Genomic DNA, 25,860 nt, shown 5'->3' on the forward strand with positions numbered 1-25,860 from the left:
GCGGTCGGGCGGCGGGCATTCGACGGCGCCGCGGAAAGGACGAAAAAAGGGGCACGGTCGGCGCCGAACGCGGGCGTGCCGCAGGGAGACTCACGGCGGGAGGGGATGAGTCCCGCCCGAGTGACGCGAACGAGCATCGACGTGGGTCGACAGGGCGCCTTACCGCCACCCGATCAGCACCCGCCCCATCGCATCGACCCCCATGTCGAACAGGTGCGACACGAACGGCACGAGGTTCGGCACCATCAGTTGCACGAGCAACAGCCCGACGATCAGCGTGACGGGAAAGCCGATCTGGTACATGCCGATCTGCGGCGCCGCGCGGTTCAGGATGCCGAGCGCGAGGTTCGCGATCAGCAGCGCCACGACCACCGGCAGCGACAGCAGCAGCCCCATCTCGAACACGGTCGCGCCGAACGCGGCGAGCGTGCGCCAGCCCGGCGCGTGCAGCAGGTCGGCCGACACCGGCAGCGACTGGAACGACGCGGCGAGCGCGGCGAATACCTGCAGGTGGCCGTCCACGGCGAGGAACGCGAGCATCGCGACCGCGTTCAGGAACCGGCCCATCGCGGGCGTCGCGCCGTTCGAGTGCGGATCGAAGAAGGTCGCGAAGCCGAGCCCCATCGACAGCCCGATGAAGTCGCCGGCCGCTTCGACGGCCGCGAACACGAGCTGCATCGTGAAACCCATCGCGACGCCGATCAGGAACTGCGTGACGACGATCCAGATGCCCTGCGCGGAGAACACGGTGACGTCCGGCATCGCGCCGAGGGTCGGCGCGACGACCAGCGCCATGAACGCGGCGACGCCGATCTTCACGCGCACGGGCACGGCCGCGTGGCCGACCATGGGCGCCGTCGCGACGAGTGCGAGCATCCGCACGAACGGCCACAGGAAAGCCGTCAGCCAGCCGTTGAGCTGCGCGTAGGTGACCGAGAACATCGCGGGAAAAGGAGGGCGGACGCGCGGCTCAGCCGGCGCCGAGCGTCGCGACGTGCAGCAGCGTCTGCCGCAGGTAGTCGAGCATCGTCGTCAGCATCCACGGGCCGGCGATCACGAGCGTCGCGGCCACCGCGAGCAGCTTCGGGATGAACGACAGCGTCGCCTCGTTGATCTGCGTCGCGGCCTGGAACAGGCTCACGACGAGGCCGACCGCGAGCGCGACCAGCAGCAGCGGGGCCGCGAGCAGCAGGCCGACCATCATCGCCTGGTGCGCCAGCGTCATCACTTGTTCGGGCGTCATCGCGCGTGTTCCTCCGCTTACGTGAAGCTCTGCGCGAGCGAGCCGATCAGCAACTGCCAGCCGTCGACCAGCACGAACAGCATCAGCTTGAACGGCAGCGATACGGTGGACGGCGACACCATCATCATCCCCATCGACATCAGCACGCTCGCGACGACCATGTCGATGATCAGGAACGGGATGAACACCGTGAAGCCGATCTGGAAGCCGGTTTTCAGCTCGCTCGTGACGAACGCGGGCACCAGCAGCGACAGCGGCACGTCCTCGGGGCCCTGCATCGGCGCGGCCTTCGAGATCTTCGCGAACAGCGCGAGATCGGTCTCGCGGGTCTGCTTCAGCATGAAGGTCTTGAACGGCGCGACGCCGCGCTGCACGGCCTGCTCCATCGGCATCGAGCCGTCGGAGAACGGCTTGTAGCCGTCGTTGTACGCGCGGTCGAGCACCGGCGACATCACGAAGAAGGTGAGGAACATCGCGAGGCCGACGAGCACCTGGTTCGGCGGCGTCGTCGCGGTGCCGAGCGCCTGGCGCAGCAGCGACAGCACGATGATGATCCGCGTGAAGCTCGTCATCATCAGCAGCATCGCCGGCAGGAACGACAGCATCGTGAGCAGCAGCATCGTCTGCACGCTCAGCGAATAGGTGGTGCCGCCGTGCGGGCCCGGGCTCGCGTTGAACGCGGGCAGGCCGTTCGCCTGCGCATACGCGAGCGCAGGGGCGAGACAGAGGATCAGCACGGGCGCGACGCGCGCGGCGCGCCGCAGGAAGGCGTGTTTCATCGGAATGCGAAGTCGGAAAGAGGGCGCGGCGCCATGTCAGCGGTCCTTGCCGCGCCCGAGGCGTTTCGCGGCTTCGCCCGCGAGCGCGTCGCGAAACCGTGAGCCGAACGTGCCGGGCAGGCCGGCGCTGGGCGAAGCGCCGCCGGCGGACGCGTCGGACGCGGCCGGGCCCGCGACTGCGGCCACCGAACCGGCCGGCAGCGTATGCAGCAGGCGCACGTTGCCCGGCGCGACGCCGAGCACGAGCCAGGTGTCGCCGATCTCGACGATCGTCGCGCTTTCCTTCGCGCCGAGCCCGACGCTCGATACGACCTTCAGCGGGCCGCCGCGCCGCGCGGGCTGGAAGCCGAAGCGGCGCGCGAGCCATGCGCACGCGAACACGAGGCCGATCACGACCGCGAGCCCGACGAGCGTCTGCAGCACCGCGCCGATGCCGAGCGACGGCACGGCCGAACCGACCGTCACGCTCGACGCGATCGAACCGGCGTGGTTCACCGCGTTCATGTCGGCGGCGCCGGCCGGCGCGCACGCGAGCGACGCGGCGACGGCAAGCACCGCCGCCATCGCGCGGCACCCGCGCCGGCCTGGCTTCACGACGTTCATCGATTCAGCTTCCGGATGCGTTCGGCCGGCGTGATGATGTCGGTCAGGCGAATACCGAACTTGTCGTTGACGACCACGACTTCGCCCTGCGCGATCAGGCAGCCGTTCACGAGCACGTCCATCGGCTCGCCGGCCATGCCGTCGAGCTCGACGACCGACCCCTGCGCAAGCTGCAGCAAGTTGCGGATCGCGATCTTCGTGCGGCCGAGTTCCACGGTCATCTTGACCGGGATGTCGAGGATCATCTCGATGTCGTTGTGCGTCGAGCTCGCCGCGGCCTTCGACAGCGGCTGGAACACGCCGGCGCCCGTCGCCCCGGCCGGCACCGGCTGCTGGTTCTGCTCGGCGAGCGCGGCCGCCCAGTCGTCGAGGCCCTGCTCTTCGTCGGCCGCGGCCGGCGCCTTCGCGTCGGCGGCCGATGCCGCGGCGGCCGATGCCGCGAGGGCCGCATCGGCCATCGCCTGCATGTCGTCGTCGGGCGTCTGGTTCAGCTCACTCATATCCACCTTCCTTCATCGAATCGCTCGCGCCGATCATCTTCTGCACGCGCAACGCATATTGACCATTGAAAATTCCGTAGCCGCATTCCATCACCGGCACGCCGTCGACCTTCGCGGTGATCGTGTCCTCGATCTCGAGCGGCAGCACGTCGCCCGCGCGCAGGTTCAGGATCTTCTCGAACGTCGCCGAGATCTCGGCGAGATTCGCGGTCAGCTCGACCTCGGCGGCCTGCACCTGCTGCGACAGCACGCGCACCCAGCGGCGGTCGACTTCGAGCGCCTCGCCCTGGATCGGCGAGCTGAGCACGTCGCGGATCGGCTCGACCATCGAGTACGGCATGCAGATGTGCAGCGTGCCGCCCGTCGGCCCGAACTCGATCGAGAACTGCGTGACGATCACGATCTCGTTCGGCGTCGCGACGTTCGCGAACTGCGTGTGCATCTCCGAGCGCACGAATTCGAACTGCAGCGGCCGCACGCTCTTCCACGCGGTCGTGTAGTGCTCGAACACGAGGTTCAGCAGCTTGCCGATGATCCGCTGCTCGGTGGCCGTGAAATCGCGGCCCTCGACACGCGTGTGAAAGCGCCCGTCGCCGCCGAACAGGTTGTCGACGACGAAGAACACGAGGTTCGGGTCGAACACGAACAGCGACGTGCCGCGCAGCGGCTTCACGTGCACCAGGTTCAGGTTCGTCGGGATCGGCAGGTTGCGGGTGAATTCGCTGTACTTCTGCACCTTCACCTGGCTGACGGAGATTTCCGCCGTGCGTCGCATGAAGTTGAAGATGCCGATCCGCAACAGGCGCGCGAAGCGGTCGTTGATGATCTCGAGGCCGGGCATCCGGCCGCGGACGATTCGCTCCTGCGTCGCGATGTTGTAGGGACGGACGCCCGACGTGTCGCGCTGCTCGTCGACCGCATCGGTTTCGCCCGTGACGCCCTTGAGGAGGGCATCGACCTCCTCCTGGGACATGAACTCCTGGTGACCCATACGCGCTCCTTTCGCGGCCGCGTTACTGGACGACGAATTCGGTGAACAGCACCTCGTCGACCTTCGCGCGCTGGTTGCCCGGCTGCGTCGGCTGCGCGATCAGCTCCCGCAGCTCGTTCGCGAGCGAACGTTTGCCGTCCGGCGTCGCGAGCTCCTCGGGATGCTTGTTCGACAGCGCGAGCAGGATCCGGCTGCGGATTTCCGGCATCCGCGCGGTCAGTTGCTCCTGCGCCTTCGGGTCGGTGAGCTTCAGCGACAGGCCCACGCGCAGGTAGTGCTGCACGCCGTCGTCGGACTGCAGGTTCACCGTCATCGGGTCGAGCGGGAAAAACACCGGCGCGGCAAGCGGCGCCGGCTCGGCGGGCGCGCTCGCATGGCCGACGCCTGCCTTGCCCAGGAACACGTACATGCCGCCGGCGGCGGCGGCGGCCGCGCCCAGCGCGATGACGGCGATGAGCGCGATGCGCTTGAACTTGCCGGAGGAAGCCGGCTTGTCGGCGGTCGGGGTTGCGGTCGTGGCCATGTGAATGCGTGCGTGATGTCTCGTAGCATGCATTGTTCGGCATCCGGGCCGAGGCCGATGGGCGGAAAAGAGGGGGGAATTGCGGCTATCTCAGCCGATTGTCGGCTCGGCGCCGGCTCGATGCAGGGGGGAACGGCGGCGCAGGCGGCCCAGCGGGGCGGAACCGGCCGCGCGGAGAAAAGGGCAGGCGGCGGCGCCTGCCCGTCGGGCGTCAGATCGGCAGCAGCGTGAGCAGCGGCGCGATCAGCACCATCGCGACGCCTGCGATCATCATCGTCAGGCTCGACACGACGCCTTCCTCGCTGCCGATCTCGCGTGCCTTCGCGGTGCCCACGCCATGGGCGGCCGCGCCGAACAGCGCACCGCGCGCGAGCCGCGTGCGCATCGGCACGAGCGCGAGCACGAGCTCGCCGAGCAGCATTCCGCAGATGCCGGTCGCGATCACGAAGAGGGCGGTGAGGTCCTTCGGCGCGTGAATCTTGTCCGACACGGCGAGCGCGAACGGCGTCGACACCGAGCGCGTCATCAGCGAGCGCTGCAGCTCGGGCGACAGATGCAGCAGCTTCGCGAGCAGCAGCGACCCGCACACGCCCGCGGCGATCCCGACCGCGACGCCGACCGACAACGACAGCCAGTGCCGGCGAATCAGGTCGCGGTATTCGTAGATCGGCACCGCGAACGCGATCGTCGCCGGGCCGAGCAGCCACATCAGCCAGCGCGTGTCGCGGAAGTAGACCGAATACGGGATGCCGGTCAGCAGCACGAGCAGCACCAGCACGCCCGGCACGAACACGAGCGGCGAGAACAGCAGCGTCTTTTTGTACGCGTAGAGCCGCTTCGACGCGAAATACAGCACGACCGTCAGCACGAAGCAGCCGACGGAGATCGCGGTATTCACGCGGTCGGCGGGCAGGTTCGATAGCGCGGCGAGCATGGAAGGCTCCGGCTCAGTGTGCGACGGCGCTCAGGCGCGCGCGGCGGCGCTCGGCGAACACGCGTTGTGCGGCGAGCCGGCGTTCGAGCTTCGCGGCGAGATCGACCGCGACGGCCACCGCGACCATCACGAACGCGGTGCCGGCGAGCATCACCAGCGCGATGCGCCAGCCGTCCTCGCGGAACAGCCCGCCGTACTGCACGGCCGCGACGGCGGCCGGCACGAAGAACAGCAGCATGTCGGACAGCAGCCAGTTCGCGCCGTCCTTTACCCACGCCGGTGCGACGCGGCCCGAGAACAGCAGCACGAGGAGCACCGCGAGGCCGATCACGCCGGACGGAATCGGCAGCCCGACCTTGCGCACGGCCCAGTCGACCGCCATCCACAGCACGCCGAGCGCGGCGGCCTGCAGCACGATCCGGCCCGTGTGCGCGAGGCTGCCCGAAGCGGCGGAGCGGGCGGCGGCAGTGGCGGTCGGCTGGTTCATGGCGGGCTCCATACGGATGTTTCTGTCGATGGCGTCAGTATAGGGTTTCCCCTAACCATAAATAAAATGACTTGTCTCTATCCTTATCATTCCAATCCGGAATTCGTTTTGACGTGGTTGCACCAATCTGGGGAGTGATCGATGGAATTGCGCGCGCTGCGGTACTTCGTCGAGGTGGTTCGCCAGCAGAGCTTCACCGCGGCGGCCGACAGGCTGTTCGTCACGCAGCCGACCATCAGCAAGATGGTGAAGGCGCTGGAGGACGAGATCGGTTCGCCGCTGCTGCTGCGCGACGGCCGGCAGATGGTGCTGACCGACGCCGGGCGGATCGTGTTCCAGCGCGGCCAGGACGTGCTCGCCGCGCAGGCGCAGTTGCAGTCGGAGCTGAACGATCTCGGCACGCTCGGGCGCGGCGAGCTGACGATCGGCATTCCGCCGCTCGGCGGCTCGCTGTTCACGCCGATCATCGCCGCGTACAAGCAGCGCTACCCGAACATCGAGCTGAAGCTGTTCGAGCAGGGCGCGCGGATGATCGAGGCCGCGCTGACGTCGGGCGAGCTGGAGCTCGGCGGGCTGCTGGAGCCGGTCGATCCCGGCACGTTCGAGCGGCTGCCGATGGTGCGCGCGCCGCTGTGGCTCGTCGCGCCGCGCGAGTCGCGCTGGGAGGATCACACGGCCGTGCCGCTCGCGGATCTCGCGCGCGAATCGTTCGTGTTCTATGCGGAAAGCCTCGCGCTGCACGACGCGGTGCTCGATGCGTGCCGGCAGGCCGGCTTCACGCCGTCGATCGTGAGCCGCAGCGGCCACTGGGATTTCATGGCCGCGCTCGTGCATGCGGGTGTCGGCATCGCGCTGCTGCCCGAGCCGTATTGCCGGCGGCTCGACGCGGGCCAGTTCACGTGCCGGCCGATCGTCGAGCCGGAAATCACGTGGGCGATCGCGCTCGGCTGGCTGAAGAAGGGCTACCTGTCGCACGCGGCGCGCGCGTGGCTCGACGTCGCGCGGGCGACGCTGCCGCTCGCGCCGGCCGACGATCTGGCGTTCGGGGGATTACGGGCGCGGGAGTGAGGGGGGGGCCGCCGGGCGATGAAGCGGACAGTGAAACAAAAAGGGCGGCCGTGACGGCCGCCCGTCGGGCCCTCAATGCCCCATCGCCGGCCCCGCGCCCTTCTTCGGCTTCGTGATCCACACGAGCGCCGCGAGCGCGATGAACACGCCCGCCGACAGGTGGAAGAAGTCGTTGGTCGCCATCATGAAGCCCTGCTGCGTGACGAGCTGGTTGAGCTGCGCGTTGGCCGTCTGCCCGACGATGCCGAGCTGCGCGAGCGCGCCCTGGTAATCGGTCGTGTTCTGCGCATAGACGCTCACCGATTCCGACAGCCGCGCATGGTGGTAGATCGCGTCGTTCTCCCAGAACGTCGAGCTGGCGGCCGTGCCGATCGCGCCGGACAGCGTACGCAGGAAGTTCGACAGCCCCGACGCGCTCGCGAGCCGCTCGTCGGAGATGCTCGACAGCGTGATCGTCGTCATCGGCACGAAGAAGCACGCGACGCCGATGCCCTGCACGAGTCGCGGCAGGATCACGTGGTTGAACGGCACGTCGAGCGTGAACGTCGCGTTCCACAGCGACACGCCCGCGAACACGATGAACGCGAAGCTCGCGACCATCCGCAGGTCGAGCCGGTGCATGTTGCGGCCGATCAGCGGCGACAGCACGAGCGCGAGCAGCCCGACCGGCGCGGTCGCGAGGCCCGCCTTGCCGGCCGTGTAGCCCATCACCGTCTGCAGCCACAGCGGGAAGATCACGACCGAGCCGAAGAACGCCATGAAGCCGAACGAGATGATCAGCGCGCCGAGCGCGAAGTTGCGGTCCTTGAAGAGCGTGAGGTCGACCACCGGCTCCTTCTCCGTCGCCTCCCACACGAGCATGAACGCGAGCGACACGACCGCGATCAGCGCGAGCGCGACGATGAACGACGAGTTGAACCAGTCGCGGTCCTTGCCGAGGTCGAGCATCATCTGCAGGCACGACACGCCGATCACGAGCAGCGCGAGGCCGATCGCGTCGATCCGCTGCTTCGTCGTCTTCGTCTCGCGGCCGCGCAGCAGAAAGTACGCGCAGGTCGCCGAGAACACGCCGATCGGCAGGTTGATGTAGAAGATCCACGGCCACGTGTAGTTGTCGCTGATCCAGCCGCCCAGGAGCGGGCCGAAGATCGGCGCGACGATCACCGTCATCGCCCATAGCCCGAGCGCGAGCCCCCGTTTCGCGGGCGGGTAGCTGCGCATCAGGATCGTCTGCGACAGCGGCACCATGGGCCCCGACACGAGGCCCTGCAGCAATCGGAACGCGATCAGCGTCTCGAAGTTCGACGCGAGGCCGCACAGCGCCGACGCGATCGTGAACGCGAGCACCGACAGCGTGAAGAGGCGCACTTCGCCGACCCGCCTTGCGAGCCAGCCGGTGAGCGGCACCGCGATCGCGGACGCGACCGAGTACGACGAGATCACCCACGTGCCTTCGCTCGTCGCGACGCCGAGGCTGCCCGAGATGGTCGGCACCGCGACGTTCGCGATCGACGTGTCGAGCACTTCCATGAAGGTGCCGAGCGCGAGCCCGACGGTGAGCAGCGCGAGCGCGCCGCCGGTCAGCGGCGCCGGTTCGGCGGCGGGGGAGGGGGCGGATGCCGTGGTGGCGGACATCGGAATCTCCTAGACGCGGCGCGCGCGACGCGCCGGCACAACGCACGGACGCGCGACGCAGCGCGGCCCGGCCGGGTGGAAGGAAAAAGGGGAAAAGCGGAGCGGGTGCCTTGTCATCTTCTGCCCAGACAGAGAAATAAGCGAATGTTTAACTGCGACATGGGGGCTCCGCGTGCATCAGCAGTCGGGTTCGTCGGGCTTCGGGCAGCCGGTCGAGCCGGGCCCGTTGGCGATGAAGCGTTGCAGCAGGCCGGTGAGCGTCGCGAGTTCGTCGGCCGAGAAGCCTTCGAGCTGCGCGTTGAGCACGGTCGCGACCAGCGACGGCAGCGCGCGGGCGGCTTCGATGCCGCGGTCGGTCAGCGTCAGCTCGATCATCCGGCGGTCCTGCTCGCTGCGCGCGCGAGCGATCAGCCCCTTGCGTTCGAGCCGGTCGAGCATGCGCGTCATCGAGCCGCTGTCGTACGACATCTTGCGCGACAGTTCGAACGGCGTGCGCGCGTAACCGCGCGACAGCAGCAGGATCACGCCGATCTGCTGCGCGGTGAGGTCGAGCGGCTCGAGCGCGCGATCCATCCGCTCGACGAGCGCCTGCTTCGCCTTCGACAGGTAATAGCCGAGGCTCGTTTCCAGCGCGATGTTCTCGGGATCGTAGAGGCCGCCGGTCATACGATTGCGCGCGCAGCAATAGTGCGTTTCGGGTTAAAACGCGCCCAGTATCTTGAAAAATGATTGCTTAGTCAATATTATTTAAGTCAACCAGTTACGACGTGCATGTTGCACCGCCGGAGACTATGTTCTGACCGATTGGCCCGCACTGCCGGGCACCCGAGGATGTTCGCGATGCTGTTCCTGAAAAATGCCGCCGGCGCGCTGCGCCGCAACCTGACCGATACCGCTCATCATGTGTTCTCCGGGCCGCACCGCGGCTGGAAGATCGCGCTGTACGTGACGATGCTGGTCGTGCCTGGCGGCTCGCTCGCGGCGCTCGGGTTCGCATGGTTCGATCATCGCCGGCAGCGCAACGCGAAGGGCGGCGCCCGCCGCACGAGCCAGCCGGCCGCGACGGAGCCGTCGACATGGCCGGCCGCCGCCAAACCCGTCGCGGTGCCCGTGCGCTGCCACTGACACACTGACGCCGCCGCGCGCCCGCTTTCCACACTGTCCCGCCCGATCGCCGGCCGCGTCGCGCGCTACCGCTGGCGTCCGTCCGTTGGATGTCCATTCGCACGCCCGTTTTCCCGCAAGCCGGCCGTAATGGCCGGTAAACCGGCCGCCCGCGCCGGTAACACATCCGGGCCGCAGCCCACCGTACCCTTAGGGCTGCGCGGCTTTCCCGCCGTCAGTTACCATTTGTCCGCCAGCGGCCAACGACCGCACCGCATGACCGCATCGCGCGGCGCCGCTCGCCGGCCGTCGCGCCCAGACAGGAAAACCACCATGCCGTACGCTTCCCTCCCGCGCGCCGTTCGCCCGCTGAGCGCCGCCGTCGCCATTGCGACGGCCGTGCTGCTCGCCGGCTGCGCCGTCGGGCCCGACTATCACCGGCCCGACACGTCGATTCCCGCCGCCTTCAAGGAAGCGCCGGCCGGCTGGAAAGTCGCGCAGCCCGCCGATCGGGCCGACCGCGGCGCGTGGTGGACGGTCTACAACGATCCTCAGCTCGATGCGCTGATCGGCAAGCTCAACGCGTCGAACCAGACCATCGCGCAATCGGCCGCCGCCTACCGGCAGGCGCGCGCGCTCGTCACCGAGGCGCGCGCCGCGTATTTCCCGACCGTCGGGCTGAGCGCATCGGGCTCGCGCGCGCGGACGCCGCGCACGTCGCTGTCGTCGGGCTCGTCGTCGAATTTCGGCAGCGGGTCGACCGGATCGATCAACAACAGCTACAGCGTCGGCCTCGACGCCAGCTGGGAGCCCGATCTATGGGGCAAGGTGAGCCGCACCGTCAGCGCGCAGCGCGCCGGTGAAGCGGCCGCCGCGGCAGATCTCGCGAACGCGCGGCTGTCGCAGCAGGCGCTGCTCGCGCAGACCTATTTCCAGTTGCGCACGTCCGATGCGCTGCAAAAGCTGCTCGACGACACCGTGAAATCATACGAACGGTCGCTGCAGCTCACGCAGAACCAGTACGCGCAGGGCGTCGCCGCGCGCGCGGACGTGATCCAGGCGCAGACGCAGCTGCAAAGCGCGCAGGCCGCGCAGATCGACAACGGCGTCGCCCGCGCGCAGTACGAGCATGCGATCGCGACGCTGATCGGCGAGCCCGCGTCGACCTTCTCGCTGCCGCCGAACCCGCTCGCGGCCGAGCCGCCGGTCACGCCGGTCGACGTGCCGTCCGCGATCCTCGAGCGCCGGCCCGACGTCGCGGCGGCCGAGCGCCGCGCGGCGGCCGCGAACGAGCAGATCGGCGTCGCGATCTCGGCGTTCTTCCCCACGCTCACGCTGTCGGCCAGCGGCGGCTTCCAGAGTTCGGTGTGGTCGCAGCTGTTCACGCTGCCGGCACGCTTCTGGACGGTCGGCCCGCAGCTCGCGGCCACGCTGTTCGACGCGGGCTTGCGCGCCGCGCAGACCGACGCCGCGCGCGCGACCTACGACCAGGACGTCGCCGCCTATCGTCTCGCGGTGCTCACCGCATTCCAGGACGTGGAGGACAACCTGGCGTCGCAGCGCATCCTCGCGCAGGAAATCGACGTGCAGCGGCAAGCCGTCGACAGCGCCGAGCACGCGCTCGCGATCGTCACGAACCAGTACAAGGCCGGCACGGTCGCGTACCTGAACGTGCTGACCGCGCAGACCACCGCGTTCACCGCGCAGCAGAAGCTCGCGACGATCGCCGGGCAGCGGATGGTGTCGTCGGTCGGGCTCGTGAAGGCGCTCGGCGGCGGCTGGAACGTATCGGAAATGGCGCGCGAGAACGGCGACATGGCGGCGCCGGCGCCTTTGCCGGCGTCCGGTGCGGCCGCGCCCGCGGCCACCGCACCGTCGGCCGCCGCGCCGCTCGCGCAGAAGTAGAAGGGAAGCGGGCGACGCGCGCGTTCAGCGCTGCGCGTCGCCGAAGATCAGCGAAACCTGGTTGTTGCCGATCGGGTGGCCCAGCAGGTTCAGCAGCCCGGCGAGGTTCGCCTGCTGCTCGGGCGCCGCGTGCGCGGTCCCGCGGAACGATCCCTGGCCGGGGCCGAAGCTGCCGTGCCCGTCGAGGAACAGCGGGCCCTGTGTCGTCGACAGGTCGAGATCGGCGCCCGCGCCCTTCGCCTGCAATACCGCGCGGTACGAACCGAGCGGCTTCACGCGCGACACGCGCGAACTCATCGAATCGATCGTCACCGTCAGCTGGCCGAACGCGTTGCTGCCGATGAGCCGCCAGTCGCTCCAGGCGAGCCGCACGTCGCCCTGCAGATCCAGCGTGTTGAACGGCGTGCCGAGCCCCGTGAGCAGCGACGCGGGCACCGCCATCGCGCCCGCCGACAGCACCGCGCCGCGCCACGTCGCATCGAGCGTGACCGCATCGGGCATCGCTTCGGTCTGCCGCATGCGCATCTGCACGCGCCCGGTCAGCAACGGCCAGAAGCGCGTGGTCCATTCGACCCGGCCCGGCAGCAGCGTCGCCGCGCTCTGGTCGGCGCCCGGCGCGAGCATCAGCGTGCCCGAGCCGTGCCACAGCGAGCCTTCCGGATCGACGAGATTCACGTGGCCGCCGGTCGCACGCGCGAACTGCGGCGCGATCCATGCGGCCGGCGCGAGCGCGACGAGCGTCACCGCCGTCGCCAGACCGCCTGCCAGCACCCACGGCAATACGGTGACGAGCCGTCTCACCCACGGCCGCATCGGCCGGCCTTCGTATGCGTCATCCACTGCCGTCATCTATTTCTGGACGGAAGGTTGCATCACGGCCGTGAGGTCGACCTGGCCGTCCTCCTTCAGCGCCGTCGCATGCGCCTCGCCGACCTGCACCTTGAATTGCCGGCGCGCATCGTCGAGCCACTGGGTCCACGCCGGGAACGACACGTTCTTCATCTGGATCTGCACGCCATTGCCGACGATCTGCACCTGCGCGCCCTGCAGCCCGTGATCGGACAGCGACGCGGTCAGCGCATCCTTCAGCGCGAGGCCGGTCGGCGCGACGCCCTGCGCGGCGGCCGCCAGCGACTTCGCCTCGTTCGCCTGCGCGGTCATCTGCGCGAGTTCGTGACGCATCGCCGGCAGCTCGCGCTGGATCCGCGCGCGGCCTTCCTGCGCGGGCGACCACAGCACCGAATACGCGATCGCGACCGCCAGCACGGCGCCGCCCCAGCCGAGCAGCGTCTTCTCGCGCGGCGTGCGTTCGCCCCAGAACTGGGCGAGCGTCTGGTTCAGTTGTTCGGTTTTCATGAGCGGCTCCGGATCGTCCATTTGCCCGTGTTGCTGTCGACTTCGCCGGACAGTCCGTTGCGCGCGAGGCGCTGCGTGAAATCGGGATCGACCTTGACCTCCGGCTTGAAGCCGACGTCGAGCCGCCGGTCGTGATAGTCGAGCGACGCGATGCCGTTCAGCGGCAACGCGCCCATCGAGCGCGACAAGCCGCTCGACAGCGCGAGGAAATCGTTCGGCGACAGCTCGCCGGCAGCGAGCCGAAGCTGGTCGAGCTGGCGCTGCATCTGCGCGGGCGGATCGAGCACGGTGGTCGTCTTCGGGAACGCGGACAACAGCGTCTCGGTGATCTGCGCGGACAGCGCATCGCGCTCGCGCGACAGCTTCCACCAGTGCAGGTTCATCCCGATCACCGCGACGCCGAGCGTCGCCGCGGCCAGCGCGATCGGCACGCGCAGGCGCTTGAGCGTCGCGCGATCGAAGCGCCACGGCTGCGACTCGAATTCGAACTGGCACAGATCGAATGGCTCGGCGAGCGCCCGGCGCGCGAACGTGTCGAACGACAGCGGCGCGGCGCCCGGCAGCAGCGGCGCGTCGGCGCGGCCGACCGACGCGAGCCGCGGCTCCGCGCCCGGTTCGCCGAGTTCGTACAGTTCGATGGCGCCGCCGCCCGCGAGCGCGGCCAGCGTGCCGGCCGCGCGCGACGCGGGCGCCGCGAAGCCTTCGCCGAGCGCGCCGCGCGCGACCGCCAGCTCGAGGCGCGGCGCACCGGCCGCCGCCGGCAGCGCGCCGGCTTCGACGAGCACCGGCTCGACCGCCGTCGCGAGCCCGAGCACCGCGGCGACCGTGGCCGGGCGGGCAGGCGGCTCGGCGGCGTCCGCGGCAAGCGCGGCGGCGTCGATCGCCTCACCGTCGGCCAGCGCGGCGGCGGATGCCGCTTCGGCCGGCGCGCGCGGCGCCGGCAGGCAGCGGGTCGCGGGCACCGCGCTCAGGTGCCGGTGGCCGGTAGCGGTGAACGCGTCGCAGATCGTGCGGAACCACGCGCGGTCGACGACGGCCAGCACGCGGCGCCCGTCGGGCAGGGCGGCCGGATCGAGCGCGATGTGGCAGCCGAGCGGATCCTGGATCAACTGATCCTCGACGATGTTGGGCAGCGCCTGACGCAGCTTCGGCCCCTTCAGCGGCGGCACGGTCGCGGCCAGCAGCAGCACGTCGCGCGCGGCGACGATCAGCACCGTTGCGTTCGCGCGCGGCAACAGCGCGAGCGCGGCGCGGCCCGCGCGCTGCACCTGGCCGGCCTTGTCGACGAGCATGAACGGCAGCTCGGGCCACTGCCATTCCTGCAGCGGCACGGCCGGCTCGCGCGGCGGCAAAGAAACAATCAACGTGCTCACAAGCGCTCCTCTCCCGATTGGCGTCGTTATAGCTGATCGCGGATGCGCACGATCCGCGTCGAGTGCGTGGTCGGATCACGATACACGAGCGAGGTACGGTCGACCTCCGCGCGTTCGTGCTGGATCCGGCCATGCACGATGAAATAGCTCGAATTGACGTCGACGAGGCTCGAGTCGATCGTCACGTTCGGCGGCGCGCCGGCGCCGCGCAGCGCGAGCTGCACGTCCCCGACGTTTCGGAAAAACACGGTCTCGCGGCGCGCGACGAGCGCCTGCGCGGACGACACGCTCATCCCCGGTATCAGCGCGGCGATCACTTCGGCCGGCGCGGTGTTCATGTTCACGGGCGTCGTGGTCGGCAGCACGGTGACGAACGGGCGCAGCCGCGCGACCATTTCGGGTGTCACGCCGTCGACGTCGAGCAGGCTGTCGACGCGCGTCATCATCAGCGGCGCGGGCCCGCGCTCGCCGCCGGCCATCCCGGGATCGTCGGTGAAGCCGCTGCCCTGCATGTCGCCGCTCGTCACCGGTGCGGTCGCGGCATTCGCCGCGGTGCCGCCGCCGCCGGGCAGGTTCGGCATCTGGAATCGCGTGGCCGAATGCAGCAGCCCCGCGCGCACCTGCAGCGCGATGCGCTTCGCGAAGGCACTGTCGTAGCCGAGCGTCGTCAGCAGGCGCTGGAACGCCTGCATCTGCGTGACGTTCAACTGCAGCACGCCGGGCGCCGGCGACGACACGAGGTTGCGCAGGTTGAACTTCGCCTGCGCGTCCTCGATCGAGCCGGACAGGTAGGTGTCGTCGCCGCCCGTCTCGTTGGGCGCGCCGATCCGGCCGAGGAAATCCGACAGCTTCGTCTTCGCGATCGGTACGCCCCAGATCCCGCCGAGATACGTGATGCCGGGCGCCGTGTCGCCTTCGGAGCGCAGGATCATTCGCGTCCAGTCGAGCGCGCCGCGCGCGACCCACTGTGCCTGCGCGATCACGCGCTGGTTCTCGATGCGGCGGATCTGCACCTGCTGGCGCCACAGCATCCCCGACACGAGGATCGCCGACAGCGCGACCACGAGCAGCGCGGTGATGATCGCCGCGCCGCGCTGGCGGCGGGCAGGCATTCGACGGAAAGGGCGCGCACGCATCGTCATTCCCCGACGAGGAAGATGCGCGTGACCGGCACGCGCAGCGACGTCGCGCCGATGCTGACCTGCAGCCCGGTCACCGCGCGCGCGGGCGGCGCGTTGCCGAGCTGCGGCACCTTGAGCGCGTCGTTGTTCTGCGCGAGCGCTTCGTCGGCCGTCTGCAGGTTGGTGGTCCAGCCCACGCGCGGCACGTACAGCTTCGCGTCGATCGCGCCGACGCCGCCCATCAGCGCGACCCAGCTCCAGCCTTCGACGCTGCTGTCCTTCAGCATCGTGCGCAGCCGGTTCGTGTCGTCGACCGGCGGCGACGCATAGCGCACGACGCGCCCGCCGGCGATCCGGTAGCGGACCACCTGCAGCCGCGGCGCGACGCCCGGCACGTCGAGCTCGCGCACGATCTGCAGCGTATTGCCGGCGACGCCGATCGCCGGCTGGCCGGCCTCGTCGTCGGTCGCGGCGAGCCGCGCGTCGATGCGCATCTGGTCGAACATCTGCGCGAACACGCGCTCGTCCTCCATCGCGGCGGCCACCTTGTCGCGGCCGCGCATGATCTGGTCGAGCCCGCGCCAGGCGAGGATCGCCACCACCGCGAGGATCGCGATCGCGATCATCAGCTCGATCAGCGTGAAGCCGCGGGCGGCACGGGCGGACGGGCGTCGCATCGGCGCGTCAGAGCGGACGGCTGGTTTCATTCGCGACCACCGTCACCATCTGCGCGAGCACGCCGGAACGGCCGGGCATGCTCACCGAAATCCGCACGCGCCGAAACACCGGGTTCGGCGTGGTGCTCACGCGCTGCGTGCAGACGAGCTGCACGTTGCCTTGCGAGCAGTCGAAACTCTGCTCGCCGACCTCCGGCCACGCATGCGTGAGCCGCAGTTGCGCGAGCGCGTTGTCGGCGCTCCAGCCGGCGAGCAGGCGGCGATGCAGGTCGGACGCATTGGTCGCCATCGTGCCGACCGCGCGGATCGACGCGGCGAGCGCGACCGCGATGATCGCGAGCGCGACCAGCACCTCGATCATCGTGAAGCCGCGGGCGGAAGAAGCGGGGAAGGGCAGGCGACGACGCATCGTCATTGCACCTCGTAGCGGCCGTTGCCGGTGCCGACGATCGTCGCGCTGCCGGCGGCCGAATGCAGCGTCACGCGCACCGGCGTGTCGATGCTCTCGGTGCCGAACACGACGCGGTTCGCGCGCGTGTCCGATCCCGGGTAATCGATGTCCGCGCCCGTGACGCCGCCGTCCCAGTCACGCGGGCGCAGCAAGTCGTCGCGCAGCGTGCGCCAGCCGTCGGGCGAGCTCACGTCGAACTGGAAACCGTGCGCGGTCGGCTGCCACGCGATCGGCCGCGCGCGCACCTGCGCTTCGTCGCCGGCCGTCTCGAACAGCAGCGCGATGCGCTGCGCTTCCTCGCGCAGGTCGGTGCGCGGATTGCGCGTCAGCGACAGCGACGCGAGCGACACGAGCAGCCCCGCGATCACGAGCACGACCAGCATTTCGAGCAGCGTGAAACCGCGCGCGCGACGCCGCGCCGCGCGGGGTGTCGTCAAGCCGCCATCGGCGCCCGCCGGGACGGACGGCACCGCACCGCGACGCACACGGCAATCGCGGCCGCAGCGGGAGGTCGTGCGAATGGCGAGCATGAAGAACGGGAATGAAACGTCGGGGCGATCAGCGCCGGCTCATTGCCACGAGCCGATGTCGGAGTCGTTGCTTTCGCCGCCTTCCTTGCCGTCGGCGCCGTAGCTGAACACGTCGATCTCGCCGTGCACGCCCGGGTTCAGGTACTTGTACCCGTTGCCCCACGGATCGTTCGGCAGGCGCTCGAGATAGCCGCCGTCCTTCCAGTTGTTGGGGATCGGATCGGTGGTCGGCTTCTGGATCAGCGCGTTCAGGCCCTGTTCCTGCGTCGGATAGCGGCCGTTGTCCAGACGGTACAGCTTGAGCGCCTGCATGATCGTGCCGATGTCCTGCTTCGCGGCGATGCGGCGCGCCTCGTCCGGGCGGCTCATGATCTTCGGCACGATCAGCGCCGCCAGGATCCCGAGGATCGCGACCACCACCATGATCTCGATCAGCGTGAAACCGCGCTGACGACGCACGGCCGCGTTGCGGCGAGTGATCCACGTTTGCATGACTGACTACCTCTTTCCAAAAAATGTCGTCGATTGAGTGACGCACCCGACGGGCATTCCGGAATGCCGGCCTGACGACAGGCTTCCGATACCCCGGGCGCGGAGCCCGCATTGTAAGGCGCGCATCGCCGAGGGCTTTCACCCAACGCAAATTTCACATACATCCGTACAATAGCGCGCATGAACGCGCTCTCGATCCGGATCCTTTCCCTCGCCCTCTTCGCGGGTTTGTGCGCGACGGCCACCTACTGGGTCGTCACGCTGTCGGCCCGCGAAGCGCCGCTGCCCGCCGCCGCCGCGCGGCTGCCGATCCGCACCGAGGACGCCGCCGCGCTCTTCGGCGGCCAGCTCGACAAGAATCCCGTCCAGGACATCCACCTGTTCGGCATTCTCGCGCTCGATCATGGCGGCGCCGCGATCGTCGGCATCGGCGGCGAACCGCCGCGCGCCGTGTCGCTCGGCGCGGAGCTCGCGCCCGGCGCGAAGCTCGCCGAAGTGCGCAGCCGCTCGATCATCGTCGACCGCAACGGCGCGCGCGCCGAAGTCCAGCTCCCGGCGAACACGCCGTCCCCCGCGATCTACATGCGCTGACGGCCGCGGCCCGGCACGCGGAATCGGGCCGCCACGTCACTGCACCATGTTGTTCAGCTCGATGATCGGCAGCATCACGGCCAGCACGATCACGAGCACGATGCCGCCCATCGCGAGGATCAGCAGCGGCTCCAGCAGGCTCGTCAGGAACATCGTGCGGCGCTCCAGCTCGCGCGCCTCGCCTTCGGCCGCGCGATCCAGCATCGTCGTCACGTCGCCCGTCGCTTCACCCGAACGAATCAGGTGCACGAGCACCGGCGGAAACGTCTTCACGTTGTTCAGCGCGCGCGACAGCGCGGAGCCTTCGCGCACGCGCACGATCGCGTCGTCGATGTTCGCGCGCATCGCGCGGTTCGACAGCGTCTCGCCGGCCGCCTGCAACGCACGCAGGATCGGCACGCCGGCCGCGGTCAGAATGCCGAGCGTGCTCGCGAAGCGCACCGTGTTGTAGCCGCGCACGAGCTTGCCCGCGAGCGGCGCGGTCAGCACCCAGCGATCGAACGCGAGCCTGGGCCCGGCGCGCGACAGCGTCGTCTTCACGAACCACACGACGAGCGCGACCGCGATCAGGATCGCCCACCACCAGTGCCGCACGAATTCCGACAGCGCCATCATCACGACCGTGAGGATCGGCAACTGCTGCTTCGTGCTCGCGAACACGTTGACGACCTGCGGCACGACGTAGCTCAGCAGGAACGTGACGATGCCGAACGCGATCAGCGTGACGATGCTCGGATACGTGAACGCCAGCAGGATCTTCTGCTTGAGCGCATTGCTCTGCTCGATGTAATCGGCGAGGCGCGACAGCACGATGCCGAGCTTGCCGGTGTGCTCGCCGGCCGCGACCAGCGCGCGGTAGATCTCCGGAAAATCGCGCGGGTGCTGGCCCAGCGCATTCGCGAGCGAATGGCCGCCGAGCACTTCGGCGCGGATCGCGGCCATCAGTTCGCGGATGTAGTCGCGCTCGGCCTGCTCGGTCAGCACGCCGAGCGCCTCGTCGAGCGGCAGCCCTGCGATCAGCAGGCTCGCGAGCTGGCGCGTGAGAATCGCCTGTTCGCGCTGCGACAGCTTGCGGCCGAACGCGAGCCGCTGCGAACGCGCGCCGCGCGTGGCGCTCGCGGCCGGCTCGACGACGAGCGGCGTGAGCCCCTGCGTGCGCAACTGGCCGCGCGCGGCGCGCGCGCTGTCGGCATCGATCACGCCTTTCTGCGCGCGTCCCGCCGCATCGATTGCTTCGAAACGGAATGCCGGCATCGCGCTATGCGCCTCCCGTCACGCGCAGCACTTCCTCGAGCGACGTCGCGCCGGCCGCGAGCCAGCGCTCCGCGTCGTCGCGCAGCGTGCGCATGCCTTCCGCGCGGCCGGCGGCCAGGATCTCGGCATCGGCCGCGTTGCGGTGGATCAGCGCGCGGATCGACTCGTCGACCAGCAGCAGTTCGTAGACGCCGCGCCGGCCCGAATACCCCGAATGCCCGCACTTGTCGCAGCCGACCGGATGCCACACGGTACGGCCTTCCTCGTGCCGCTCTTCCTTGCAGACCGGGCAGAGCTGGCGCACGAGGCGCTGCGCGAGCACGCCGAGCAGCGACGAAGCGAGCAGGTACGGCTCGACGCCCATGTCTGTCAGACGCGTGACGGCGGACGCCGCGTCGTTCGTGTGCAGCGTCGCGAGCACGAGGTGGCCCGTCAGCGACGCCTGCACCGCGATCTGCGCGGTTTCGAGGTCGCGGATTTCGCCGATCATGATCACGTCCGGGTCCTGTCGCAGGATCGAGCGCAGCGCACGGGCAAAAGTCATCCCGATCCGCTCGTTCACCTGCGTCTGGCCGATGCCGGCGAGATCGTATTCGATCGGGTCCTCGACGGTCATGATGTTGGTCGTCGCGGTTTCGAGCCGCGACATCGACGCGTACAGCGTGGTCGTCTTGCCCGATCCGGTCGGGCCGGTGACGAGCACGATGCCGTGCGGGCGGCCGATCAGCTTGTCGAACTGGACGAGCGTATCGCGGCCCATCCCGAGCGCTTCGAGGTTCAGGCGCTGCGCGTCCTTTTCCAGCAGACGCAGCACCGCGCGCTCGCCGTGCCCGGTCGGCAGCGTCGACACCCGCACGTCGACCGGCCGGCCGCCGACGCGCAGCGTGATGCGGCCGTCCTGCGGCAGGCGCTTCTCCGCGATGTCGAGCTGCGCCATGATCTTGATCCGCGAGATCAGCGCGCCGTGCAGCGCCTTCTTCGGGCGCACGACGTCGCGCAGCGTGCCGTCGACGCGAAAGCGCACCACCGACGCATTCTCGAACGGCTCGATGTGAATGTCGGATGCCTGTTCGCGGGCCGCTTGCGTGAGCAGCGCATTGATCATCCGGATGATCGGCGCGTCGTCTTCCGATTCGAGCAGATCCTCGACTTCGGGGATGTCCTGCATCAGCCGCGACAGGTCGACTTCGCCTTCGACCTCGCCGACCACCTGCGCGGCGCTGCCGTCCTGGCGCGCGTAGGCCTGGTTGATCGCCTGCGCGAGTTCGTCGGCCGGCACGCGGTGCACGGCGATCGAGCCGAAGTTGCGCGCGATCTCCGCGAGCGCGGCGTCGCTCGTGCGTTCGCTGATCCACACCTCGAGCGTGTCGTCGAGCTGATGCGCGATCAGCACCTGGCCGCTCTTCGCGAAGCCGTACGGCAGCAGGCGCGCGGCCAGCGGCGACGGCGGCTGGCGCTCGCCCGGCGCGCCGTCGTGGGCGGAGGACGCGAGCACGTCGCTCACTGCGAGGCTCCCGGCGCGGTGGTCAGCGGCTGTTGCGGCACCGCCTGCTGCGGCACGCTTTGCGGCTGCGCGGGCGTCGCTTCGGGCAACGGCTGCGCCGGCACGGGCGCGACCTGGCGCTGCAACTGCTGCCGGCGCATCTTGTCGAGATCGAACAGGTTGCCGGCCGGCGTGCCGCCCTGGCTCGGGCCCAGCGGCATCGGCGGGACGACCGGGTCGTCCTTGTCGCGGATCACGTTGTTGTCCGACTTGTACGCGCCCGTCACGCCCTGGATGTAGTCGTAGCGGTTCGCGGTGACTTCCTGCGCGGTGCTGCGATCGGAAATGATCACCGGGCGCAGGAACACCATCAGGTTGGTTTTCGCGCGCTGCTTCGATTCCGAGCGGAACAACTGGCCGATCCACGGGATGTCGCCGAGCAGCGGCACCTTGCTGTTCGACACCTGGTAGTTGTCCTGCATCAGGCCGCCGAGCACGATGATCTCGCCGTTGTCGGCCAGGATCGTCGACTGGATCGAGCGTTTCGTGAAGGTCGGCCCGGTCTGCGCGTTGGTGGTGCCGCTGACGACCGCCGAATCCTCCGTGTAGAGCTGCAGCTTGAGAATCCCGCCGTCGGTGATCTGCGGCTTCACGTGCAGCGTCAAGCCGACGTCGCGCCGGTCGTAGGTATTGAATGCGTTGCTCGTCGTACCGCTCGTCAGGTTCGAATACGAGCCGGTCGCGATCGGCACGTTCTGGCCGACGACGATCTTCGCTTCCTCGTTGTCGAGCGTGATCAGGTTCGGCGTCGACAGCACGTTCGCGTCGCTCACGCCCGCGAAATACTGCAGCAGCGCGCCGAGCCCCTGCACGCCGAACATGTTGTGCAGCCAGCCGATGTTGAGCCCCTGGCTCAGCGAGCCGAGGTTGGAGGCCAGCCCGCCGCCGGTGATCCCGCCGGCGGCGTTGGTCACGCCGCCCGCCGTCAGGTTGATGATGCTGTTGCCCAGCCCCAGCCCGGGGTTCAGGTTCGTGCCGCCGAGAAACTGGCCGCTCGCGACCTGCCACTGGATGCCGAGGTTGCCCTGCGTCGTCGAGTTCAGCTCGACGATCAGCGCTTCGATATAGACCTGCGCGCGCCGCGCGTCGAGCTGGTCGATCACCGAGCGCAGATTCCGGTAAACCGGATCGGACGCGGTGATGATCAGCGAATTGGTGGCCGAGTCGGCCTGGATCATCCCGCCCGGCTGGTTGTCGTCGCCGCTCTTGTCCTTGTCGCCGCCGAGGAGGCCGCCGGTGCCAAGGCCGCCGCCGGACGAGCCGCCGCCATACGCGGACGAGGACGACGAACCGCCGAGGCCGCCCGACGGCAGCGGCGGGGTGCCCGACGTGCCGGTCGAGAAGTTGCCGCTCGACGACGAGCCGCCGTTCTGGTTGAAGCTGTTCGCATCGTTGGACGACGCCGACGAGCCGCTGTCGTTGCCGCCCTTGCCGAGCATCCCGCGCAGCGTCTTCGCGAGCTTCACCGCATCGGCGTTGCGCAGCGGCACGACGTGCATGTTGCCGGGCACCGCGCTCGGCGCATCGAGCTGCTGCACGAGGCGCTTCGCGGCTGCGAGGCGCGACGCGCTCGACGCACGCAGCAGCAGCGCGTTGGTGCGCGGGTCGGCCGTGACCGATACCTTCAGCGTCGCGTCGCTGTTGCCGATCGCGCCCGGGTCGAGCATTTTCTGCAGCTGCGCGGCGAGGTCGATCGCGTTTGCATTGCGCAGCGGCACGACCTGCACCTGCGCGCCCGCGGCGCTGTCGACGCCCGCGATGATCTGCGCGATGCGGCGCACGTTGTCCGCATAGTCGGTCACGACGATCGTGTTGTTCGCCGGGTAGGCCGTCACCGTGTTGTTCGGCGAGATCAGCGGCCGCAGCACGGGCAGCAGGTTGTTCGCCGATTCGTTGCGAAGCTCGAACACCTGCGTGATCACCTGGTCGCCGCGCGCCTGCGGCGCGTTGCCGATGTAGGTCGGCACGCCCTGCAGCTTCGCGTCGGCTTCCGGCACGACCTTCAGCACGCCGTGATCCTGCACGAGCGCGAAGCCCTGCATGCGCAGCGCGGACTGCAGCGTCTTCAGCGCCTGGTCTTCCGGCACCGGCCGTTCGGCCACGAGGTTGAGCTGACCCTTCACACGCGGGTCGACGATGATGGTCTTGCCGGTCGCGGCGCCGATCGCTTTCGCGACCTGGTCGATGTCCGCATTCACGAAGTTGAGCGTGACCTGAGCGTAGGCGGCCTGCGAGACGATGATGCCGGCCACGAGCAGGGTCGTGGCAACACGCCGCATAACGAAGCGATTTCTTGTCATGGATAAATGGGTCGATGCCGGCTCAGGCCACTTCCGGCGGTAGTGCTGAGATCCAAGTCCGAAAAGGGCGACATTAGCAGTTTTTCATGTCCGAAATATCACATTGATCCGAAGACTGTCTCACATACGACATGCGTGCGGTAAATCGTATGCAATATGTAAGGATCGGCGCAACCCTTCGCGCGGCGGCCCTCACGCTTTTTTGCGATGAGCCGACACGAAAATGCGGTATAACCGGGCTGCCGTATTCCTGCCTGTCGCAATTCGACGGTCTGCCGGTATGATACGGGCGGCACGTTTCTCGTCGCACTAATAACACGCACGGGTTTTCCCGAGCTTCGCGCCATTCCTTTTCGTTTTTCGCACGATGAACAGACGGTTCGCTTCGATCGCGTTGATCGCCGCTGGCACATGGTTCGCCAGCGGCAACGCGCGCGCGGATTGTTTCGACGAAGCGGCCAGGTATCAGCAGGTCAATCCGCTGATCCTGCGCGCGATCGCCTGGCAGGAGTCGCGCAACCGGCCCGATGCGCTGAACAAGAACACGAACGGCTCGGTCGACTATGGCCTGATGCAGATCAATTCGATCCACCTGCCGACGCTGTCGCGCTACGGAATCGGCCGCGACACGCTGATGGAGCCGTGCAAGAACGTGTACATCGCCGCGTGGCATCTCAAACAGAAGATGAACCGCTACGGCAACACGTGGCAGGCGGTCGGCGCCTATCATTCGGAAACGCCGTCGCTGCGTGACAAGTACGCGCGGCAGATCGCCGGCATCCTGGCGCAATGGAAGCTGCTGCCGCCCGTGCAGACGACTCAGACCACTCAGGCCGCTCAGTGATTCCGCGCCGCGTCGCCGGCTGATGCCGGCCGGCCGGCGCCGGGCCGGCCGCGCGCGTTTGATGCACAATGCGGGCTGACGCCGCCGTTTCGCCCGTGCGCGGGCCGATCGCGCCCCGCCAGGGCGCCGCGGCCGCTTTTTCATCTTTTCCGTTGGTGCAAATCATCATGAATCCGGCAATGAAACAGCCGTTGCCCGTCACCGTGCTGTCCGGCTTCCTCGGCGCCGGCAAGACCACGCTGCTCAACCACGTGCTCGCGAACCGCGCGGGCCTGAAAGTCGCGGTGATCGTCAACGATCTCGCGGCGGTCAACATCGACGCGTCGCTCGTACGCGATGCGCAGGCGCTGTCGCACGTCGAGGAGCGCCTCGTCGAAATGTCGAACGGCTGCATCTGCTGCACGCTGCGCGACGATCTGCTCGTCGAGATCCGCAACCTCGCATCCGAAGGCCGCTTCGACGCGATCATGATCGAATCGACCGGCATCGCGGAGCCGATGCCGATCGCCGAAACGTTCACGTTCGTCGACGACGACGGCGCGTCGCTGTCGGCCATCGCGCGGCTCGACACGCTCGTCACCGTGGTCGACGCGTACAACTTCCTGCGCGACTACGGCTCCGACGACGCGCTCGCGACGCGCGGCATCGCCGCGTCGGAAGACGACGACCGCACGCTCGTCGAACTGCTGATCGAGCAGATCGAATTCTGCGACGTCCTGGTGATCAACAAGGCCGACCTCGTCGGCGCGGACGATCTCGCGCGCCTGCAGCACATCCTCGCGCGCCTGAATCCGCGCGCGCATCAGGTCGTATCGACGTTCGGCAACGTGCCGCTCGACGAAGTGCTGAACACCGGCCGCTTCGATTTCGACGAAGCCGCGAATGCGCCGGGCTGGCTCGCGTCGCTCGATCACGATCACACGCATTGCGACGATCCCGACTGCCATGACGACCATCATGCGCACGTGCACGGCGAAGCCGACGAATTCGGGATCGGCAATTTTGTTTACCGCGCGCGCCGTCCGTTTCACCCGGCACGGCTGTGGGCGCTGCTGCACCAGGAGTGGCCGGGCGTGCTGCGCAGCAAGGGTTTCTTTTGGCTCGCGACGCGCAACGACATCGCCGGTTCGCTGTCGCAGGCGGGCGGCGTATGCCGGCATGGCCCGGCGGGTTTGTGGTGGGCGGCGCAGGATCGCGCGGAATGGCCGGACGACGACGAGCTGCTCGCCGAAATCCGCACCGAATGGCTCGGCGATCTCGACGATCGCACGGTCGGCGATCGCCGGCAGGAACTCGTGCTGATCGGCATCGCGCTCGACGCCGATGCATGGCGTGCGAAACTCGACGCGTGCCTGCTCACCGATGCGGAGTTCGCGCTCGGCGCGGCGGGATGGGCCGCGTTCGACGATCCGTTCCCGGCGTGGGACGTCGATTCCCACGACGACGACGATCACGGCGACACGCAGATCGTGCATGCGTGATCGCGTGGTAACGGCTTGTAAAAGTAACCGTTAACTTTTGCAAGAGCGGCGCGAACTGTGGCGAAAATGCCGCGC

General features: G+C 68.8%; 28 protein-coding genes. 6 read left to right on the top strand and 22 right to left on the bottom strand.

Annotated elements, in window-relative coordinates:
* Positions 1–159: 159 nt before the first annotated feature.
* The 9 genes from fliR to C5F75_RS00135 all read right to left on the bottom strand — a co-directional run bounded on the left by fliR (position 160) and on the right by C5F75_RS00135 (position 6,060).
* Entirely contained in the window at positions 160–942 is a 783-nt protein-coding gene (gene fliR, locus C5F75_RS00095) for a flagellar biosynthetic protein FliR (RefSeq protein ID WP_060008873.1), read from the bottom strand.
* 28 nt (positions 943–970) lie between these two features.
* Positions 971–1,243, bottom strand: coding sequence for a flagellar biosynthesis protein FliQ (fliQ, locus tag C5F75_RS00100; RefSeq protein ID WP_006401718.1), 273 nt, complete (start codon positions 1,241–1,243; stop codon positions 971–973).
* 17 nt (positions 1,244–1,260) lie between these two features.
* Complete coding sequence (gene fliP, locus C5F75_RS00105) at positions 1,261–2,022, bottom strand: flagellar type III secretion system pore protein FliP (protein WP_059580391.1); 762 nt, start codon at positions 2,020–2,022, stop codon at positions 1,261–1,263.
* A gap of 36 nt (positions 2,023–2,058) precedes the next feature.
* Positions 2,059–2,625 (bottom strand): flagellar biosynthetic protein FliO, encoded by a 567-nt coding sequence (gene fliO, locus C5F75_RS00110; RefSeq protein WP_060008870.1) that lies wholly within the window; start codon positions 2,623–2,625, stop codon positions 2,059–2,061.
* A complete protein-coding gene (gene fliN / locus C5F75_RS00115; protein ID WP_059580396.1) occupies positions 2,622–3,125 on the bottom strand; it encodes a flagellar motor switch protein FliN in 504 nt (167 codons plus the stop codon). Before fliN ends, fliO begins: the two co-directional genes overlap by 4 nt.
* Positions 3,118–4,116, bottom strand: a complete 999-nt coding sequence (gene fliM / locus C5F75_RS00120) for a flagellar motor switch protein FliM (protein ID WP_059580399.1) — start codon at positions 4,114–4,116, stop codon at positions 3,118–3,120. Before fliM ends, fliN begins: the two co-directional genes overlap by 8 nt.
* Before the next feature lie 22 nt (positions 4,117–4,138).
* Entirely contained in the window at positions 4,139–4,639 is a 501-nt protein-coding gene (gene fliL / locus C5F75_RS00125; RefSeq protein ID WP_179231707.1) for a flagellar basal body-associated protein FliL, read from the bottom strand.
* A gap of 211 nt (positions 4,640–4,850) precedes the next feature.
* Positions 4,851–5,573: an LrgB family protein gene (locus tag C5F75_RS00130; protein ID WP_059580404.1), complete on the bottom strand. Its 723-nt coding sequence runs from the start codon at positions 5,571–5,573 to the stop codon at positions 4,851–4,853.
* Positions 5,574–5,586: 13 nt separating this feature from the next.
* A complete protein-coding gene (locus tag C5F75_RS00135) occupies positions 5,587–6,060 on the bottom strand; it encodes a CidA/LrgA family protein (protein WP_060008905.1) in 474 nt (157 codons plus the stop codon).
* Positions 6,061–6,201: 141 nt separating this feature from the next.
* Between C5F75_RS00135 and C5F75_RS00140 the strand changes: the two genes are divergently transcribed.
* Positions 6,202–7,128 (top strand): LysR family transcriptional regulator, encoded by a 927-nt coding sequence (locus C5F75_RS00140; protein ID WP_059580406.1) that lies wholly within the window; start codon positions 6,202–6,204, stop codon positions 7,126–7,128.
* 72 nt (positions 7,129–7,200) lie between these two features.
* Here C5F75_RS00140 and C5F75_RS00145 read toward each other — a convergent pair whose 3' ends face one another.
* Positions 7,201–8,763, bottom strand: a complete 1,563-nt coding sequence (locus tag C5F75_RS00145) for a DHA2 family efflux MFS transporter permease subunit (RefSeq protein WP_059580409.1) — start codon at positions 8,761–8,763, stop codon at positions 7,201–7,203.
* A gap of 177 nt (positions 8,764–8,940) precedes the next feature.
* Positions 8,941–9,429 carry a MarR family winged helix-turn-helix transcriptional regulator gene (locus tag C5F75_RS00150; RefSeq protein ID WP_059580411.1) on the bottom strand — a complete coding sequence of 163 codons (489 nt, stop codon included), beginning with the start codon at positions 9,427–9,429 and terminating at the stop codon, positions 8,941–8,943.
* Between the two features lie 174 nt (positions 9,430–9,603).
* Here C5F75_RS00150 and C5F75_RS00155 point away from each other — a divergent pair, with 174 nt between their 5' ends.
* Together C5F75_RS00155 and C5F75_RS00160 are read left to right on the top strand one after the other, a co-directional pair.
* Positions 9,604–9,888, top strand: a complete 285-nt coding sequence (locus C5F75_RS00155) for a hypothetical protein (protein WP_059638559.1) — start codon at positions 9,604–9,606, stop codon at positions 9,886–9,888.
* A gap of 312 nt (positions 9,889–10,200) precedes the next feature.
* The gene (locus C5F75_RS00160) at positions 10,201–11,772 is read left to right on the top strand and encodes an efflux transporter outer membrane subunit (RefSeq protein WP_059580417.1); all 1,572 of its coding nucleotides are present in this window, start codon (positions 10,201–10,203) and stop codon (positions 11,770–11,772) included.
* 24 nt (positions 11,773–11,796) lie between these two features.
* Here C5F75_RS00160 and C5F75_RS00165 read toward each other — a convergent pair whose 3' ends face one another.
* The 8 genes from C5F75_RS00165 to gspG are packed head-to-tail and all read right to left on the bottom strand — an operon-like array spanning position 11,797 to position 17,772.
* Complete coding sequence (locus tag C5F75_RS00165; RefSeq protein ID WP_059580674.1) at positions 11,797–12,585, bottom strand: type II secretion system protein N; 789 nt, start codon at positions 12,583–12,585, stop codon at positions 11,797–11,799.
* A 36-nt stretch (positions 12,586–12,621) separates the two neighbouring features.
* Positions 12,622–13,128, bottom strand: coding sequence for a type II secretion system protein GspM (gspM, locus tag C5F75_RS00170; protein WP_054928223.1), 507 nt, complete (start codon positions 13,126–13,128; stop codon positions 12,622–12,624).
* A complete protein-coding gene (gene gspL / locus C5F75_RS00175) occupies positions 13,125–14,501 on the bottom strand; it encodes a type II secretion system protein GspL (RefSeq protein ID WP_059580420.1) in 1,377 nt (458 codons plus the stop codon). Before gspL ends, gspM begins: the two co-directional genes overlap by 4 nt.
* Positions 14,502–14,527: 26 nt before the next feature.
* A complete protein-coding gene (gene gspK / locus C5F75_RS00180; RefSeq protein ID WP_059580677.1) occupies positions 14,528–15,637 on the bottom strand; it encodes a type II secretion system minor pseudopilin GspK in 1,110 nt (369 codons plus the stop codon).
* Between the two features lie 2 nt (positions 15,638–15,639).
* Positions 15,640–16,299 carry a PulJ/GspJ family protein gene (locus C5F75_RS00185; RefSeq protein ID WP_060008867.1) on the bottom strand — a complete coding sequence of 220 codons (660 nt, stop codon included), beginning with the start codon at positions 16,297–16,299 and terminating at the stop codon, positions 15,640–15,642.
* Between the two features lie 7 nt (positions 16,300–16,306).
* Entirely contained in the window at positions 16,307–16,714 is a 408-nt protein-coding gene (gspI, locus tag C5F75_RS00190; RefSeq protein WP_059580427.1) for a type II secretion system minor pseudopilin GspI, read from the bottom strand.
* Entirely contained in the window at positions 16,711–17,280 is a 570-nt protein-coding gene (locus tag C5F75_RS00195) for a GspH/FimT family pseudopilin (protein ID WP_059580429.1), read from the bottom strand. Before C5F75_RS00195 ends, gspI begins: the two co-directional genes overlap by 4 nt.
* Before the next feature lie 39 nt (positions 17,281–17,319).
* Entirely contained in the window at positions 17,320–17,772 is a 453-nt protein-coding gene (gene gspG, locus C5F75_RS00200; protein ID WP_027783126.1) for a type II secretion system major pseudopilin GspG, read from the bottom strand.
* 180 nt (positions 17,773–17,952) lie between these two features.
* Here gspG and C5F75_RS00205 point away from each other — a divergent pair, with 180 nt between their 5' ends.
* The gene (locus tag C5F75_RS00205) at positions 17,953–18,363 is read left to right on the top strand and encodes a hypothetical protein (RefSeq protein ID WP_011882773.1); all 411 of its coding nucleotides are present in this window, start codon (positions 17,953–17,955) and stop codon (positions 18,361–18,363) included.
* 36 nt (positions 18,364–18,399) lie between these two features.
* Here C5F75_RS00205 and gspF read toward each other — a convergent pair whose 3' ends face one another.
* Genes gspF through gspD form a run of 3 tightly spaced genes read right to left on the bottom strand, consistent with a single transcriptional unit; the run spans position 18,400 to position 23,460 of the window.
* Complete coding sequence (gene gspF, locus C5F75_RS00210; protein WP_059580432.1) at positions 18,400–19,617, bottom strand: type II secretion system inner membrane protein GspF; 1,218 nt, start codon at positions 19,615–19,617, stop codon at positions 18,400–18,402.
* Between the two features lie 4 nt (positions 19,618–19,621).
* On the bottom strand, positions 19,622–21,121 hold the full coding sequence (gene gspE, locus C5F75_RS00215; RefSeq protein WP_059580435.1) for a type II secretion system ATPase GspE: 1,500 nt from the start codon (positions 21,119–21,121) through the stop codon (positions 19,622–19,624).
* Entirely contained in the window at positions 21,118–23,460 is a 2,343-nt protein-coding gene (gene gspD, locus C5F75_RS00220) for a type II secretion system secretin GspD (protein ID WP_060310251.1), read from the bottom strand. The genes gspE and gspD overlap by 4 nt, the downstream gene beginning before the upstream one ends.
* Positions 23,461–23,827: 367 nt before the next feature.
* Between gspD and C5F75_RS00225 the strand changes: the two genes are divergently transcribed.
* Positions 23,828–24,304 (top strand): lytic transglycosylase domain-containing protein, encoded by a 477-nt coding sequence (locus C5F75_RS00225; RefSeq protein ID WP_059580438.1) that lies wholly within the window; start codon positions 23,828–23,830, stop codon positions 24,302–24,304.
* A gap of 167 nt (positions 24,305–24,471) precedes the next feature.
* Positions 24,472–25,785 (top strand): GTP-binding protein, encoded by a 1,314-nt coding sequence (locus tag C5F75_RS00230; RefSeq protein ID WP_011694012.1) that lies wholly within the window; start codon positions 24,472–24,474, stop codon positions 25,783–25,785.
* Positions 25,786–25,860: the final 75 nt, after the last annotated feature.

The organism is Burkholderia anthinoferrum (assembly GCF_002925705.1).
GTDB lineage: Bacteria > Pseudomonadota > Gammaproteobacteria > Burkholderiales > Burkholderiaceae > Burkholderia > Burkholderia semiarida.

What these genes read in the sequence shown, in the direction of transcription:
- C5F75_RS00185 (WP_060008867.1), bottom strand. Translation starts at nt 16,299, where the DNA reads ATGCGACGCCCGTCCGCCCGTGCCGCCCGCGGCTTCACGCTGATCGAG.
- fliQ (WP_006401718.1), bottom strand. Translation starts at nt 1,243, where the DNA reads ATGACGCCCGAACAAGTGATGACGCTGGCGCACCAGGCGATGATGGTC.
- fliL (WP_179231707.1), bottom strand. Translation starts at nt 4,639, where the DNA reads ATGGCCACGACCGCAACCCCGACCGCCGACAAGCCGGCTTCCTCCGGC.
- C5F75_RS00205 (WP_011882773.1), top strand. Translation starts at nt 17,953, where the DNA reads ATGAACGCGCTCTCGATCCGGATCCTTTCCCTCGCCCTCTTCGCGGGT.
- gspM (WP_054928223.1), bottom strand. Translation starts at nt 13,128, where the DNA reads ATGAAAACCGAACAACTGAACCAGACGCTCGCCCAGTTCTGGGGCGAA.
- C5F75_RS00230 (WP_011694012.1), top strand. Translation starts at nt 24,472, where the DNA reads ATGAATCCGGCAATGAAACAGCCGTTGCCCGTCACCGTGCTGTCCGGC.
- C5F75_RS00165 (WP_059580674.1), bottom strand. Translation starts at nt 12,585, where the DNA reads ATGCGGCCGTGGGTGAGACGGCTCGTCACCGTATTGCCGTGGGTGCTG.
- gspK (WP_059580677.1), bottom strand. Translation starts at nt 15,637, where the DNA reads ATGCGTGCGCGCCCTTTCCGTCGAATGCCTGCCCGCCGCCAGCGCGGC.
- gspF (WP_059580432.1), bottom strand. Translation starts at nt 19,617, where the DNA reads ATGCCGGCATTCCGTTTCGAAGCAATCGATGCGGCGGGACGCGCGCAG.
- C5F75_RS00155 (WP_059638559.1), top strand. Translation starts at nt 9,604, where the DNA reads ATGCTGTTCCTGAAAAATGCCGCCGGCGCGCTGCGCCGCAACCTGACC.
- C5F75_RS00195 (WP_059580429.1), bottom strand. Translation starts at nt 17,280, where the DNA reads ATGCTCGCCATTCGCACGACCTCCCGCTGCGGCCGCGATTGCCGTGTG.
- gspG (WP_027783126.1), bottom strand. Translation starts at nt 17,772, where the DNA reads ATGCAAACGTGGATCACTCGCCGCAACGCGGCCGTGCGTCGTCAGCGC.
- C5F75_RS00130 (WP_059580404.1), bottom strand. Translation starts at nt 5,573, where the DNA reads ATGCTCGCCGCGCTATCGAACCTGCCCGCCGACCGCGTGAATACCGCG.
- fliP (WP_059580391.1), bottom strand. Translation starts at nt 2,022, where the DNA reads ATGAAACACGCCTTCCTGCGGCGCGCCGCGCGCGTCGCGCCCGTGCTG.
- C5F75_RS00150 (WP_059580411.1), bottom strand. Translation starts at nt 9,429, where the DNA reads ATGACCGGCGGCCTCTACGATCCCGAGAACATCGCGCTGGAAACGAGC.
- C5F75_RS00145 (WP_059580409.1), bottom strand. Translation starts at nt 8,763, where the DNA reads ATGTCCGCCACCACGGCATCCGCCCCCTCCCCCGCCGCCGAACCGGCG.
- fliR (WP_060008873.1), bottom strand. Translation starts at nt 942, where the DNA reads ATGTTCTCGGTCACCTACGCGCAGCTCAACGGCTGGCTGACGGCTTTC.
- gspD (WP_060310251.1), bottom strand. Translation starts at nt 23,460, where the DNA reads ATGACAAGAAATCGCTTCGTTATGCGGCGTGTTGCCACGACCCTGCTC.
- fliN (WP_059580396.1), bottom strand. Translation starts at nt 3,125, where the DNA reads ATGAGTGAGCTGAACCAGACGCCCGACGACGACATGCAGGCGATGGCC.
- C5F75_RS00135 (WP_060008905.1), bottom strand. Translation starts at nt 6,060, where the DNA reads ATGAACCAGCCGACCGCCACTGCCGCCGCCCGCTCCGCCGCTTCGGGC.
- gspI (WP_059580427.1), bottom strand. Translation starts at nt 16,714, where the DNA reads ATGACGATGCGTCGTCGCCTGCCCTTCCCCGCTTCTTCCGCCCGCGGC.
- C5F75_RS00160 (WP_059580417.1), top strand. Translation starts at nt 10,201, where the DNA reads ATGCCGTACGCTTCCCTCCCGCGCGCCGTTCGCCCGCTGAGCGCCGCC.
- C5F75_RS00140 (WP_059580406.1), top strand. Translation starts at nt 6,202, where the DNA reads ATGGAATTGCGCGCGCTGCGGTACTTCGTCGAGGTGGTTCGCCAGCAG.
- fliO (WP_060008870.1), bottom strand. Translation starts at nt 2,625, where the DNA reads ATGAACGTCGTGAAGCCAGGCCGGCGCGGGTGCCGCGCGATGGCGGCG.
- fliM (WP_059580399.1), bottom strand. Translation starts at nt 4,116, where the DNA reads ATGGGTCACCAGGAGTTCATGTCCCAGGAGGAGGTCGATGCCCTCCTC.
- C5F75_RS00225 (WP_059580438.1), top strand. Translation starts at nt 23,828, where the DNA reads ATGAACAGACGGTTCGCTTCGATCGCGTTGATCGCCGCTGGCACATGG.